10 protein-coding genes are annotated in these 15,084 nt (G+C 52.0%); 6 read left to right on the forward strand and 4 right to left on the reverse strand.

Going from position 1 to position 15,084, the window contains the following annotated elements:
• Positions 1-73 precede the first annotated feature (73 nt).
• The gene (locus ACO0LK_RS02510) at positions 74-1,090 is read right to left on the reverse strand and encodes an alpha/beta hydrolase family protein (RefSeq protein WP_422971872.1); all 1,017 of its coding nucleotides are present in this window, start codon (positions 1,088-1,090) and stop codon (positions 74-76) included.
• Between the two features lie 35 nt (positions 1,091-1,125).
• On the reverse strand, positions 1,126-2,328 hold the full coding sequence (locus ACO0LK_RS02515; RefSeq protein WP_422971874.1) for a hypothetical protein: 1,203 nt from the start codon (positions 2,326-2,328) through the stop codon (positions 1,126-1,128).
• A 296-nt stretch (positions 2,329-2,624) separates the two neighbouring features.
• On the opposite strand from ACO0LK_RS02515, the gene ACO0LK_RS02520 reads away from it, so the two are divergent.
• From ACO0LK_RS02520 to ACO0LK_RS02530, 3 genes are all read left to right on the forward strand, one after another.
• Positions 2,625-4,973, forward strand: coding sequence for a Tex family protein (locus tag ACO0LK_RS02520; RefSeq protein ID WP_422971876.1), 2,349 nt, complete (start codon positions 2,625-2,627; stop codon positions 4,971-4,973).
• A gap of 295 nt (positions 4,974-5,268) precedes the next feature.
• Positions 5,269-6,789, forward strand: a complete 1,521-nt coding sequence (gene adh, locus ACO0LK_RS02525; RefSeq protein ID WP_422971878.1) for an aldehyde dehydrogenase — start codon at positions 5,269-5,271, stop codon at positions 6,787-6,789.
• 314 nt (positions 6,790-7,103) lie between these two features.
• Complete coding sequence (locus tag ACO0LK_RS02530) at positions 7,104-7,493, forward strand: DUF779 domain-containing protein (RefSeq protein ID WP_422971880.1); 390 nt, start codon at positions 7,104-7,106, stop codon at positions 7,491-7,493.
• Here the strand turns inward: ACO0LK_RS02530 and ACO0LK_RS02535 are convergent, their stop codons facing one another.
• Positions 7,494-9,347 (reverse strand): sigma-54-dependent Fis family transcriptional regulator, encoded by a 1,854-nt coding sequence (locus ACO0LK_RS02535; RefSeq protein WP_422972444.1) that lies wholly within the window; start codon positions 9,345-9,347, stop codon positions 7,494-7,496.
• A 266-nt stretch (positions 9,348-9,613) separates the two neighbouring features.
• On the opposite strand from ACO0LK_RS02535, the gene grxD reads away from it, so the two are divergent.
• The 3 genes from grxD to ACO0LK_RS02550 all read left to right on the forward strand — a co-directional run bounded on the left by grxD (position 9,614) and on the right by ACO0LK_RS02550 (position 12,710).
• Positions 9,614-9,925, forward strand: coding sequence for a Grx4 family monothiol glutaredoxin (gene grxD / locus ACO0LK_RS02540; protein ID WP_186947667.1), 312 nt, complete (start codon positions 9,614-9,616; stop codon positions 9,923-9,925).
• Between the two features lie 7 nt (positions 9,926-9,932).
• On the forward strand, positions 9,933-10,526 hold the full coding sequence (locus ACO0LK_RS02545; protein ID WP_422971883.1) for a UbiX family flavin prenyltransferase: 594 nt from the start codon (positions 9,933-9,935) through the stop codon (positions 10,524-10,526).
• Positions 10,527-10,622: 96 nt separating this feature from the next.
• Positions 10,623-12,710: an esterase-like activity of phytase family protein gene (locus ACO0LK_RS02550; RefSeq protein ID WP_422971885.1), complete on the forward strand. Its 2,088-nt coding sequence runs from the start codon at positions 10,623-10,625 to the stop codon at positions 12,708-12,710.
• 96 nt (positions 12,711-12,806) lie between these two features.
• On the opposite strand, the gene ACO0LK_RS02555 is transcribed toward ACO0LK_RS02550, so the two are convergent.
• Entirely contained in the window at positions 12,807-14,993 is a 2,187-nt protein-coding gene (locus tag ACO0LK_RS02555) for a S9 family peptidase (RefSeq protein ID WP_422971887.1), read from the reverse strand.
• Positions 14,994-15,084 lie beyond the last annotated feature (91 nt).

The raw sequence follows: 15,084 nt of genomic DNA on the forward strand, positions 1-15,084 counted from the left end.
TATTGTCATTGAAAGAACTGCTACAAAAATACAGTTATGTAACGAGTTGTAATTAACTCGTTATAAAAACGTATTACTGCATTGAAGTTTGATGCACATCTGTTTCTGCCAGCCAATTATCGACCTGATGCATGAAATCGGGCAGACGATTCACGTCCTTGCCGCCCAGGCTATGTCCCACGCCGGGAAAGCGACTGATATGAATTTGCCTGCCAGCCAGCTTGAAGGCTTGCTGCAAATCATCGACCGCACCGGGCGGTATCACAGGATCGGCTTCGCCCACTGCCAGAAAGACAGGTATGCCTGCATGCAGCAAATTCTGTGTTTGTGGAATGGCTGCAATTTCAGACCAGTAACGCCAACTGCGCCCATGTATGCGTGTAGCATCCGGATCAGCCGGCACTATCAGCAAAGCGGTCTGCAAGGTTTGCCAGCCCTGTTGCATAGCTGGATAATGCGTAGCCAGTGCACGGTAAGCATCCAGTGCATTCTTGCCTGAATGCGACAGCAACACCAGATGCGTCGCCTGTATTTGTTGCGCCAGTACCGGTGCCAGTTCCGCACCTTCTGACACACCCAACACAATCACACGTTTTGGCGTAATGCCCTGTCGTTTCAGATTGGCCAGTTGCACCCGCATGAATTCGAGTTGATCTGCCTGCCAGCACGAGGGATGATCGGCACGCACAAACGCGTCACCACATGCCTGGCCATTTGAGCCAGGTAAAATATACCGCTTGTGCAGAATGAGTATGCGTGTACGGCCAGATTCGCCCTCCAGTCCAGAAAAATATTGCGGCAAAAATTCACCCATGCTGACGCAATCCGAACCGGAAATCACAAAGATCAGATTCGCCAGTGGCGCATCACCATCCTGTTGCCGCCAGGGCTTTTTTTCCAGTTGATAGTAAATCGCCTTGCCACCATCAGGGAACTGGAATTGACTCAGTTGTACCAGTGTCCGTCCGCGTTGCAGTTCGGCCATGCTGCATGCAGATAACAGACAACATAGCATGATGCTCATCAGCGCTGCTGCATACCAGCGCATTTGAACGCCGCCGCGCAAACGGTTGAGATTAAATATGGTCATGAATCGCGGCTTGGCTGACTATCTATCTTTGCAGTTTATTTTGAAAACGCCTTGCGTGACCCATCTTCAAAGACCTGATCATCCGACAATTGTTTACCATTTTCATCCCAGCTACGCTCGCGCTGTATGCGGCCACGCTCATCATAATGCGATTCACGCACCAACTTGCCGTTTTGCGCAAAACCCTGGTGGATGCCGACCGGGCGTTCAAGATAACGGCCTTCAGATACATAACGTTCCTGGCTGGACATCTGACCATTATCAAAATAATTGCGCACTTCCTTGATATCGTTCTTGCCTTCGATCAAGAATTTCTCACTGCGCCTGGGTTGACCATTCAGATAAAAGCTGGCGTCAGATACCAGACGATTCTGGCGGCGGCCGTCTTTTTCAGTCAGGGCGTACAGTTGTTCACGTACTTTTGCGCCACTTTCGTGATAGTCAACTTCGCGCTCGATAACGGCAGTTTTTTCTATCATGTTCCAGACTGTCTCCTTGCGTAAAATACCCGTGTCAGAATATTGCTTGCGGGTTTTCTGCTTGCTACCTGACTCCTCCACCGTCTCTGGTTTGCCATTGTCATGAAAATAGGTGGATTGCTGGCGAACACCCGCCAGCAAAACGTACTGGCTGCGCAAGCGGCCATTTTCGGCGTACAACTGTACCTGCGATGGCTTGCCATTAAAACCGCACAAGGCAGCGTCATTCGCATGCGGTGCCAGCAAGGGTTTATCGGCACATTCAATGTCGCTCAGTTGTTTGTCTGAGGTATATTTGACAGCTGCTTTTTCATTTGGATTTTCACCGATAAAGGCGATGCGTTTTACCGCGCCGTTTGGATGCCATTCACGCACCAGCCCCCGCACATTGCTATTCACATAGGTTTCGTCACGCAGCACTTGTCCATTAGGGGCAAATTCACGCGAACGGCCGTGCATGTTACTGCGTTCATTGACGTTAAATTCTTTCGTCAACACACCATCTTTGTAATAGCGCCGGACACCCATGAAGACACCGGCCTGCAATTCCTGCTCGCGCACCAGTTTGCCGCTATTCCTGTCCACACATTTCATGATGCCGGTCTTGCCTGCTGTCGTGCTGCCATTCGCAGGATTGACCGATTCCTTGTTCAGCTCGCAGTCTTCAATCGCGAATGCGGCAGTAACAGGCAGCAGCAACGCCGCAGCCACAAGCAATTGGACGCGAAATGCGCCTGAGGAAATGGAAAAATTTTTCATAAAACCTGAGGATAAGTAGCAAAATAAATATCAATATGCGCAACTTTATCATTACTAAATGAAGAATCCTGTAAAACTTGGTAAGCAAGAAGGACGTCAACAGGGCTATTACAAACCCTCAGTAATGTCTGGATAAAGCACGGTCAGCAGGTATCACCCATCAAATTCAAGCAATATTTTTTTGACAATTTACACCTTCTAACCTTAGTCTGCCCCCATGTCAAGACTGGCGCAAAGTCGCAAATTGCGTATCATCTGCGCCTTGATTGCTTTTTTATTGTCTGGATTCTGGATTTATGTTGCCTTCGATTGAACAAAGACTTGCCGTAGAGCTGGCTGCCAAGCCGGTTCAGGTTGCCGCTGCTGTTGCCTTGCTGGACGAAGGTGCGACCGTCCCGTTTATCGCCCGTTACCGTAAAGAAGTGACCGGTGGCCTGGATGACATCCAGTTGCGCCTGCTGGAAGAGCGCCTGCGCTACCTGCGCGAGCTGGAAGACCGCCGCACCGCCATCATCGCCTCGATAGAAGAACAGGGCAAGATGACACCGGTACTGCTGGATGCCATCACCCATGCCGAAGACAAGACTCGCCTGGAAGATTTGTACCTGCCGTATAAACCCAAGCGCCGCACAAAAGCGCAAATCGCCGTTGAAGCTGGCCTGTTGCCACTGGCCGACGCCTTGCTGGCTGACCCCATGCTGAATCCGGATACCGAAGCAGCAAGCTATCTGAAACCTGCCTTCACGACCGACAATGGCGACAACCCCGGCGTGCCGGATGCCAAAGCAGCACTCGATGGCGCACGCCAGATCCTGATGGAACGCTTTGCCGAAGACGCGACTCTGTTGCAAGCCCTGCGTGAATACCTGAATGACCACGGCATCGTGGAATCCAAGGTCGTTGCCGGCAAAGAAGAAGCCGGTGAAAAATTCGCTGATTATTTCGATTATTCAGAAACCCTGGGCACCATTCCTTCGCACCGTGCGCTGGCCCTGTTCCGTGGCCGCCGTGAAGAAATGCTGACAGTTAGCCTGCGTCTGGACAGCGAAGAAGAAAAACCAAAATGGGATGCGCCGCTGAACCCCTGCGAAAGCCGCATCGCTGCCCGCTTTGGCGTGAGCCAGAAAGACCGCCCTGCCGACAAATGGCTGGTGGATACCGTGCGCTGGGCCTGGCGCGTCAAGGTCTTCATGCATCTGGATACAGAATTGATGGGCAAGCTGCGCGAAACTGCAGAAGTTGAAGCCATCAATGTCTTTGCCCGCAACCTGAAAGCCCTGTTGCTGGCCGCGCCTGCCGGCCCGCGCGCCACCATGGGTCTGGATCCTGGTCTGCGTACCGGCGTCAAGGTGGCGATTGTGGATGCAACCGGCAAAGTGGTTGAGTATGCGACGATTTACCCGCATCAACCGCGTAATGACTGGGATGGTTCGCTGCATGTATTGGCGCAACTGGCGGCCAAACATAATGTCTCGCTGATCTCCATCGGCAATGGCACGGCCTCACGTGAAACCGACAAACTGGCAGGCGATCTGATCAAGCTCAAGCCTGAACTGAAGCTGACCAAGATCGTGGTCTCTGAAGCTGGGGCATCGGTCTACTCTGCTTCTGAATTTGCTTCCAAAGAATTGCCTGACCTGGATGTGTCCATACGCGGTGCGGTATCGATTGCCCGTCGCCTGCAAGATCCACTGGCTGAGCTGGTGAAGATTGATCCCAAGTCCATCGGTGTGGGTCAGTATCAGCATGATGTCAGCCAGTCACAACTGGCGCGTTCACTCGATGCCGTCGTTGAAGATTGCGTGAATGCGGTTGGTGTCGATGTGAATACTGCTTCTGCACCTTTGCTGGCACGTGTGTCCGGCCTGTCGTCCAGTGTGGCGCAAAGCATAGTCAATTTCCGCGATGCCAAAGGCATGTTCAATTCACGTTCTGACCTGCGTGCGGTACCGCGCCTGGGTGACAAGACTTTTGAGCAGGCTGCCGGTTTCCTGCGCATCATGAATGGTAGTAACCCGCTGGATGCGTCCGCAGTCCACCCTGAATCTTATCCACTGGTAGAAAAAATCCTGGCGGATATCAAGAAGGATGTGAAGGGCGTCATTGGCGACTCTGGCTTGCTGAAATCTTTAAATCCTGCCAAATACGCCGATGAAAAATTTGGTGTACCGACCATCACTGACATCATAGGCGAACTGGAAAAACCGGGCCGCGACCCACGTCCAGAATTCACTACCGCCACCTTCAAGGATGGCGTGGAAGAAATCAAGGACTTGCGCCCTGACATGATTTTGGAAGGCGTGGTCACCAACGTTGCCGCCTTTGGCGCTTTCGTTGATATTGGTGTGCATCAGGATGGCCTGGTACATATCTCTGCCTTGTCCAACACCTTCGTCAAAGACCCGCATACGGTCGTCAAGGCTGGCCAGGTGGTCAAGGTGAAAGTGCTGGAAGTCGATGTCAAACGCCAGCGTATCGCCCTGACCATGCGCCTGACAGACGCCGCACCTGTGGCAGGCAGCAAACCTGAACAGCGTGGCGACCGTAATGATGCCAAGCGCCTCAATCAACACCGTTCACAAGCCCAGGCACCGGCACCTGCCGGTAATGCGATGGCTGCGGCGTTTGCGAAGTTGCGTGGGTAAGTAGTAAAAATAAGCAATAAATAAGCAATAAGCTTGCTTACCAGACTGTCCCAAATTGTGACAGTCTGGTCAGTGTTGCGAAATAATGTGACACCTTGATTTGTCATTCCTCTCCCCTCAGTAAATCTATCACCAGCATTAGCGGTAAATTACTCTCTGTAACTTCTCCCTCTCTCATCTGCACCTGCTGTACTTTTCCGCCAAGAAAACATTCTTAGCATGGCACGCCGTTTGCGTTGTTATCCCTGTGTTGCATCAACTGCGCACCATCTGACAAACAACGGAGACCACCATCATGAACATGGCAGACATCAGCAAACTCGGTATCAGCAATCCTTTCGCCAAACGTTACGACAATTTTATCGGCGGCAAATTTGTGGCCCCGGTCAAGGGAGAATATTTCGAGAATATCAGCCCGGTCATCGGTCAGGCTTTTTGCGAAGTCGCACGTTCCACCGCAGAAGATGTGGAACTGGCACTCGATGCCGCCCACGCTGCAAAAAAAGCCTGGGGCAAAACCTCGCTGGCTGAACGCTCCAACATACTGAATAAAATTGCCGACCGTATGGAAGCCAATCTCAGTCTGCTGGCAACCGCTGAAACCATAGACAACGGCAAACCCATACGCGAAACGATGGCGGCGGATATCCCGCTGGCGATTGATCACTTCCGCTACTTCGCCGGCTGCATACGTGCACAAGAAGGGTCGGTCGCACAAATCGACGACCAGACTTATGCCTATCATTTCCACGAGCCACTGGGCGTGGTCGGCCAGATCATTCCCTGGAATTTCCCTATCCTGATGGCGGTATGGAAAATGGCACCGGCACTGGCTGCCGGCAACTGCATCGTCCTCAAACCGGCAGAACAAACCCCGGCATCCATCATGGTGCTGATTGATCTGATCAAGGATTTATTGCCGCCTGGCGTCTTGAATATCGTCAATGGCTTTGGCCTGGAAGCTGGCAAGCCATTGGCAAGCAGCAAACGCATCGCCAAGATTGCCTTTACCGGCGAAACTGGCACGGGCCGCCTGATCATGCAATATGCATCGCAGAATATCATCCCTGTAACCTTGGAACTGGGTGGCAAATCACCGAACATTTTCTTTGCCGACGTCATGGATCATGACGACGCCTTCTTCGACAAATGCCTGGAAGGCTTTGCCATGTTCGCGCTGAACCAGGGGGAAGTCTGCACCTGCCCTTCACGCGTGCTGATACAGGAATCCATCTATGATCAGTTCATGGCAAGAGCCATCAAACGCGTCGCCGCCATCAAGCAAGGCAATCCGCTCGACAGCACAACCATGATAGGTGCACAGGCTTCGCAGGAACAACTGGAAAAGATTTTGTCCTATCTGGACATAGGCAAACAGGAAGGAGCGAAACTCTTGCTGGGCGGCGAAAGAAATATGCTGGATGGCGATCTGGCCAAGGGTTATTACGTCAAACCAACCATCTTCGAGGGCCACAACAAGATGCGCATCTTCCAGGAAGAAATCTTTGGTCCTGTAGTATCGGTGACCACGTTCAAGGATGAAGAAGAAGCGCTGTCTATTGCCAACGACACTTTATACGGCTTGGGTTCTGGCCTTTGGACACGCGACGGTTCACGCGCATTCCGTGTTGGCCGCGCCATCGAAGCTGGCCGTGTCTGGACCAATTGCTACCACCTCTACCCTGCCCATGCAGCATTTGGTGGTTATAAACAATCCGGCATAGGTCGCGAAAATCACAAGATGATGCTGGATCACTATCAGCAGACTAAAAACCTGCTGGTGAGCTATAACCCGAATGCGATGGGGTTCTTTTAGTAATCATTAAATTCAAGACCTCTCAACACAAAGACACAGAGGAAGGCAGGAAACAGTCAGGATTTTTAGCTCCTTCCCCTTCAAGGGGATATTTGTGGGAATTCGCAAAGCATTGCTTTGCGCCACAAATATCTAAGCCGCATGCAAGCGGCGCAGTGGAATGGTTGGGATGGGGATGGGGTTCTTCAGAAAACAGAATAATGGTCTATCAACCGAAACCCATCCCCACCCTAACCCTCCCCTTGAAAGGGAGGGGACTTATTCCTAGTTTTGTTGCGAAATGAAATAACGAAAAAATCCTCGGGAAACAAAAAATGACCAATAAACCCGCCCGCGTCACCGCCACACCTGCTGCGCTGGAATTTATCAGTGCGCTGAGAACCAAATACGGTCCGCTATTATTTTTCCAATCTGGCGGTTGTTGTGACGGCAGTTCGCCGCTGTGTTACGCCCGGAATGAATATGGCATCGGTGATGCCGATGTGTATCTGGGCGATCTGGATGGCACGCCGTTTTATATGGGCAGCGATCAGTTTGAATACTGGCGACACACGCAGCTGATTATTGATGTGGTGGCTGGCATGGGCGGCATGTTTTCGCTCGACAATGGTACAGGCAAGCGCTTCCTGACGCGTTCGCGTCTGTTCACGGACGAAGAAAATGACTTGTTGGGTACTACCGTGCTGCACGGCCCGCAAGTGTAATCAATCGCCCTTCAACGTCGCCAGTTTGCGATAAATCGTATTGCGTGACACACCCAATGCCTTGGCAGCAGCCGAGACATTTCCCTGATGTAGTTGCAGAGCCTGCTGTATGGCATCCATTTCCAGTACTTCCAGACTGGATGCCGCTTGAGTGGCGGTTGCTGATGGAGAGGCTGGCGCGCTTATAACATCCATGTCTTCCAGGAAATCTTCGGGTAAATGTTCCAGGCGGATTTCCATATCGGCATCCGTCATGACGATGGCCGTGCGCAATAAATTTGTCAGTTGCCGGAAGTTGCCCGGCCAGCCATGTGCATGAAATAGCTGCATGACTTCCGGCGCGATTCTGTATTGCCTGCCTTCGCTTTCTGTCGCCAATACTTTTTCTATGACGACATCCAGGTCTGAACGCTCACGCAGGGGCGGCAGCCGTACAACCAGTCCATTCAACCGGTAATACAGGTCATCACGAAATTCGCCCTTACCTATCATCTCGCGCAGATTGCGATTGGTGGCACAGATCAGGGCCAGATTGACGGGGATAGATTTGCTGCTGCCCAACGGTGTCACCATGCGCTCCTGCAATACGCGCAGCAAGCGGGCTTGCAGGTTCAATGGCATGTCGCCGATTTCATCAAGGAACAGCGTGCCGCCATTCGCCTGCAAGATTTTGCCTATATTACCCTTCTTGCGTGCACCTGTGAATGCGCCGTCTTCATAACCAAACAATTCTGATTCAATCAGAGTTTCGGGTATCGAGGCGCAATTCACAGCGACGAAAGGGCCAGATTTACGGGGCGAATCATTATGTACCGCCTGAGCCAGTAATTCCTTGCCGGTGCCTGTTTCGCCTGTCACCAGGACGGAAATATCGCGCCCTATGACACGTTTGAGTTTATCAATGGCGCGGGCGACCTGTTCATCACCCGTGTCCAGATAATGCAGGCTGGAAAGTTTGGCTTTAACTTCAGGAATCTGCGGTTCACGCGCATTGTCCAACACATGCCTGGCTGCTGCTGACTGGCGCTTCAAACCCTGGCTCCTGGCATATACGCGCACACCGTTGTGCAGGCATAGCGTCAGCAAACCCGGTGCAGCCGTGCGGTAATGATCGTGCAACGCGGATACCGGCAAACCAAACAGGGAAGAAAAGGTATGTGTCTGCAAGGCAGATAAAGGCAAACCCAGTTGGAACAAGCCGCTACGGCTGGCTGATAAAAACCGACCATCACTGTCAAAGCAGGCGATGCCTTCCATCAGGGTGCCCAGAAATTCCGGGCGGCTATGAAAACTGAGTTTGATGGCGTCCTGGAAAGAAGACGCAAACAACTGGTTTTCTATCATCTGCGCCGACATGCGCACCAGAGCCATGGTGTGCTTGTGGAAATTATGCTGGTCACCCGTGACATCCAGCACCCCGATGACATTGCCCATGACATCAAAAATCGGTGCAGCAGAGCAGGTCAGGAAGCTGTTGGCTTCCAGGTAATGTTGGTCGGCGTGCACGATAGTAGGTGTTTTTTCTGCAATGGCGGTACCGATGGCATTCGTGCCTTTGCTTCTTTCTGACCACGCCACACCGGGGCTGAGTGCCACTTTATCGGCTTTTTCAAGGAAATCGGCATCCCCCAGGGTATGAATGATCAAACCATTCACATCCGTCAATATAACCATATTATGGGTATTGATGATTTGCTCATACAGGGTTTCCATGACCGGCACGGCATGGCGGTGCAAGACCCTGTTTTGCTCCAGCAAAGCTTTCAGGTCGGTTTTGCCCAAAGGGCCATAATCCGGCGCAGCACTGCGCGGTATACCATAGGCGGCGGAACGTTCATGGGCCTGTTCTATCATCATGCGATCAGATGTAGCAGAAATCAGGCCAGGGTCAGGAAATTGCCCTGGTGAAATTCTTGTGTCACGTATATGCATACGGGTCTCCAGCAACATGGCCGATTTTATTGGCTCTGAGGGCTTAATGTAACACTATTGGAATCTGATGTCGGGAACTTCAGGCAGATTATAGTCTGCCCTTTCCCTATTGCCTTGACCCAGGTCAGCTACACTGAATTGTGCTTTCCACTATAATGGGAAGTATTCGTAATTAAAGGAAAATAGCCATGAGCGACGTACAAAGCTGGATCAAAGAAACTGTCACAGGAAACCCTGTCGTTTTATTCATGAAAGGAACTGCCCAGTTCCCACAATGCGGCTTCTCTGGCCGTGCGGTGCAATTGCTGAAAGCCAGTGGCGTGGAAAACCTGGTCACCATCAATGTACTGGAAGACCCGGAAGTACGTCAGGGCGTCAAGGATTATTCCAACTGGCCTACCGTTCCCCAGCTGTATATCAAGGGTGAATTTGTTGGCGGTTCTGACATCATGAATGAAATGTTTGAAAGCGGCGAACTGCAAGCCTTGCTGAAAGATTAAGACCCGAATGACAGATCACGCCGCCCCCAAGCGCCTGATTGTTGCCATCACTGGTGCGACGGGTGCTGTGTATGGCGTGCGCCTGTTGCAGGCCTTACGCAATATTTCCAGCGTAGAAAGTCATTTGCTGATTTCAGAAGCAGGCGTACTGAATCTGCATCAGGAAATGGACATGAAACGCAAGGATGTCGAAGCCTTGGCTGATGTTGTCCACAATGTGCGCGATGTCGGTGCCAGTATTGCCAGCGGTTCGTTTTTATCCGATGGCATGGTGATTGCACCCTGTTCGATGAAAACCCTGGCTGCCGTGGCCCATGGTTTGTCCGACAATCTGATCACCCGCGCTGCCGATGTGGTCCTGAAAGAACGCCGCCGTCTGGTCCTGATGGTGCGTGAAACCCCTTTCAATCTGGCCCACCTGCGCAATATGACGGCAGTGACTGAAATGGGTGGCATCATCTTCCCCCCACTGCCCGGTTTTTACCACCGTCCGCAATCCATAGACGAGATGGTTGACCACACCATTGGCCGCGTACTCGACATGTTTGCCCTGCCACATACGCTGACGCCACGCTGGCAAGGCATCAAAGACAACACCTAGCCAGCCGCTCAAACACGACTGTCATGGCTGGGTCATATGCCCGTAGTACATTCGCGGAAAACTTTTTCCACGCAATATACTACGAGGCCATGTCCCATGAAACAAAGCAAGGAAAACCTGTTGCTGAGCAGCCTGACTTTAGCGGTGGTTGCAGCCGTATCATTGACTGCCTGTGGTGGTAGCAACAATACGACCGTCACGCCTACCCCTGTTCCTGTGAATGGGGTGTTTCTGGATGCGACAGTCGAGGGCCTGGATTATTCCATATCCGGCGGTAGTAAGCTCAGCACATCCAGTACCGGGGGTTTTACCTGTAACGCTGGCGATACAGTGGCATTTTCTGTAGGTGCTGTCGCCCTTGGTTCTGCCCCTTGTGCGGCCATGGTCACGCCACTGAACCTGGCCAACTCCAGCAACGTCAAGGATGACAGTGTGGTCAATCGCCTGCTGTTCCTGCAATTGCTGGATGAAGACAATGATGTTGCCACCGGCATCAAGATTCCTGCTACAGTAAAGACTGCACTCGCCAGCCAGACCCTGGATTTCAATGCCACTGCGGCCAATTTCAATACCGCAATGACTAATGTGCTGGCCAAGCTGCCTGCGAACTACCAGAAGCTCACCGTGGATGCAGATCGCCGCACTCTGGTACGTGAACATTTTGAAGACACCATGGCATCCAAACTGGGTACACCCGTTGTTGATACAGTCACGCAAACCAATGCCCTGGGCACGGTCAGCGCCAGTATCACACGCTATCAGATACAGGCAGCAGACAATTTCTTTGTACCGTATGAAGGCACGAATGCTGCAGTCAAGGCCGAGTTCCCCAAAGGCTTTTTGCCATCTTATGGTTCTGGCCTTACATTCAAGGGCAAGGCCGCTGATGGCTCACTGGAATTTTATGGCATCACCGACCGTGGCCCGAATGGTGATGGCCCCAAAGTGCCGAATTCTGTCGTGACTGCTGGAGCAACAGGCACCAGCGACGCCAAGTTTTTCCCCTCCCCCAGCTTTACGCCATCATTTGGCCTGATCAGCATAGGCAAGGATGGCGCCATCCTGAAATCCAGTACGCCGATCAAGTTCAGTAGCACCATCAATTCTTCTGGCCTGTCTATCGCTCCGGGCAAGCTGGGCTCTTCTGCCGAAGTGCCATTGAATGATGCGGCCAAATTTGACGCCAGCAGCAAAACCACGTTCAGCGACTATGGCCTGGATACCGAATCCATCGTTTACGATGCCGCACGTGGTGTGGTCTGGGTGTCGGACGAATACGGTCCTTTTATCTTGAAAATAGATATCGCCACTGGCATCATCCTGAAAAAATATCAGCCGGGCACAGGTGCAGCCGACCTGCCTGCTGTCTTGCTGAAACGCCGTGCCAATCGCGGCATGGAAGGCCTGTCACTGGAAGTCGCGACCGGCAAACTGAATGGCTTTATACAAAGCCCGCTGGATGATGGCAAGGCAAATTACATCGTCCCTGGTGCTACTGCGGCAACCAGTGAAAGCATCAAGGACTATGCCAAGTTCAACCGCTGGGTAGAGTTTGACCCGACCACAGAAAAAACCAAGCTGTATGCCTATCCTATCGACAGTACGCAATACACCGCAGGCAAGACCGGCAATGCCAAACTGGGTGACATGGTATCGCTGGGCAATGGCAAATTCATCGTCATCGAACAGGGTACAGGCCCGGACGGCAAAGCGTTCAACAAACTGATGCTGGTGCAAGTACCAGGCAATGCCACCGACATCGCCAATATGAGTAGCGACCTGGAAAAGAGCAGCATGACAGGTGCAGCAGTCAATGGTGTCAATTATGCTGATGTCGTCTTGCTCAAGAAAACCCAGTTGTTTGATCTGAACAATGCAGGTTGGTTGGCAGAAAAAGCCGAAGGTCTGGCCCTCGTCGATGAAAACACTCTGGCACTGACGAATGACGATGACTTTGGCATGAAGACCGTGATTGTCGATCCTAGCGGTGCCATCATCGCTGGTGCCGACGTGACTAAATGCACGGTCGATGCCAACGGTGCCATGACAACCACCGCAGGAGTGTTGGGCTGTACCGCAGGTAATACCATGCGCGTAGCCCGTGGTGCGGATACCGAACGCCCCAACCGTATCTGGCTGTTCAAGTTCAGCAAGAAGCTGGCGGATTTTAACGTGCCTTCCTGATAGCGCCGGTCACGCAAGTATGCGGACCTAAAAAAACGAAAAAAAAACGGTACAGATAACAAGTCTGTACCGTTTTTTATTGGGGTGAATGAGAAATCAAAGATTGTTTTTCAAAAATTCCCATTTGGCTTTTTGCAATGACCATATGGTCCAGTCACCACGTGGGCCGTGACCTGCACCTGGGTACAATTGCAGACTGTAGTCCTTGCCATTCTTGATCAGTTCATCAATGAACATGACGGTATTTTGGGGGTGTACATTGTCATCCATGGTGCCATGCATGATGAGAATTTTTCCGCTCAGATCCTTTGCTGCTTTCAAGACACTACCCTTGTCATAGCCTTCAGCATTTTCCTGAGGCAAACCCATATAACGCTCGGTATAGATACTGTCATACAGGCGGTAATCCGTCACTGGCGCACCGACAAAACCTATCTTCCAAGCTTTGCTATGTGTCATCGCATACGAAGTCATGTAGCCGCCATAGCTCCAGCCATTCAGGGCTATCCTGTCCATGTCGGCCCAGCCCTGCTGGCGCAGCCATTCCAGGCCATCAAGTTGATCCTGCAATTCCAGTTGTCCCAGTTTTTTATGTATCGGCCAGGCGCTGACGGCGCCCTTGTTGCTGGCACTGCGGTTATCCAGTATCCACACCACATAGCCCTGTTGCGCCAGGAAGTGATGCCAGAGATTGCTATTCCAGCGGTCCGTGACCTGTGGTGCCATAGGGCCGGAATACAGATGCTGGTAGACAGGGTATTTTTTCTTCGGATCAAAATCCGGTGGCAGGAACAGCAAGCTTTCCATCAAAAAGCCGTCACGTGATTTGATTTGCTGTTGTGTCACGGTCGCCAGTTTCAGGCCCTGCATTTTTTCCGGCATGCCGACATCGTCAACCAGTTTCAGGGACGTACCTTCTGCATTGAATACAGCCTGCCTTGGCGGCTGCTTCAAACTACTCCAACTGTCGATGAAGTGGGTATAAGCCGTATTCCAGCGCGCCAAATGCGTACCTGATTCTGCCGTCAGTCTCTGCAACTTGCCACCCTCCAGGCTGACTGCATACACATCGTTGCCAATCGGATTACGTTCATTCGCGGCAAATAATACCCGCCCCCGGCTTTCATCCACACCATACACACTACGGATATCCCACTCACCCTGGGTGATGGCTCCTTTCAGCTTGTACTGTTTGTCATACCGATACAGGTGCCGATGCCCGGTTCGATCTGATTCCCAGACAAAGCTGCCATCTTTCAAGAACTGGGGAAGTGGCAAACGATCCGTCCATGCCGGGCCGCTTTCGCGCAGCAATTGCGTGCTGCGGTACTGTGCATCGTATAAACGCAAATCCAGCCAGGTCTGCACCCGGTCTTGCCAGGATGCCAGCAACTTGCCATCCGGCGTCCAGCCCACCTGCACGATCAGGGTTTCCTTGCCAGGATAAGGGTTCTCAGTCCAGCTGGTGTTGCCAGCCATATCAACGACACCCAGTCTGACTTCGGGATTGGGATCACCTGCCTTGGGATAACGGGTACGTTCAGTCCTGACCGGTTGTACATGATCACCGCTGAGGGTATACACCGGTACCTTGCTTTCATCAAAGCTCAGGTAGGCCAGTTTTTTTGAATCGGGTGCCCACCAGAAAGCGCGCAGACGGCCACGGCCATACACCTCTTCCATGTAGACCCAATCAAGGCGACCATTGAATACCGTTTCACTACCGCCTGTGGTCATACGTTTTTCGGTTGCGCTGGCGACATCGGTCACATACAGATCATTGCCTTTCAAATACGCGACTGATTGCAGATCGGGAGAAAGCAGGGCTTCATCTTCGGCCACGTCAGGCGTATGCGTCAATTCCCTGACCTTGCCCTGTTGCAGATCAAGCAGCCATACATCATTCTTGTAGGTGAACAGATAAGACTTCAGTTCCGGCTTAATCAGCGGTGTCAGCTTATCCACCTGCGCCTTGGCTTCGCGTTCCGGAATGCCCGCCGCCGTCATCATGGCCAGGATATTGCCATCTGCTGGCAGCGCCTGCTTTTCCCAAGTGGCAGGGTTAACTACCCACTGCTGGACGACGCCGTTGGTACTCTGGGTTTCTATCAGACGGTTTTGTGCATCCCATGCCAGACGAGTGAGGGTTTTGGTATCAAATTTTTCTTTTTTTGTCGGGTGATATAGCATTTCCAGACTCAACATTCCCTCCTGTGCATGGACGGCCGTAACCACCAGCAGCGGGAACAGGAACAACAACTGCGATACCTTGCGAAGTTTCATAAGACTCCTACTCTTTCCATTTCATTAATACTGACCAGACTTTTTGCCAGACATTCATGATCAAACCCTTGCATCAAGGAATTATGACCGC

Source organism: Undibacterium sp. Ji49W, from assembly GCF_049340205.1.
Lineage (GTDB): Bacteria > Pseudomonadota > Gammaproteobacteria > Burkholderiales > Burkholderiaceae_D > Undibacterium.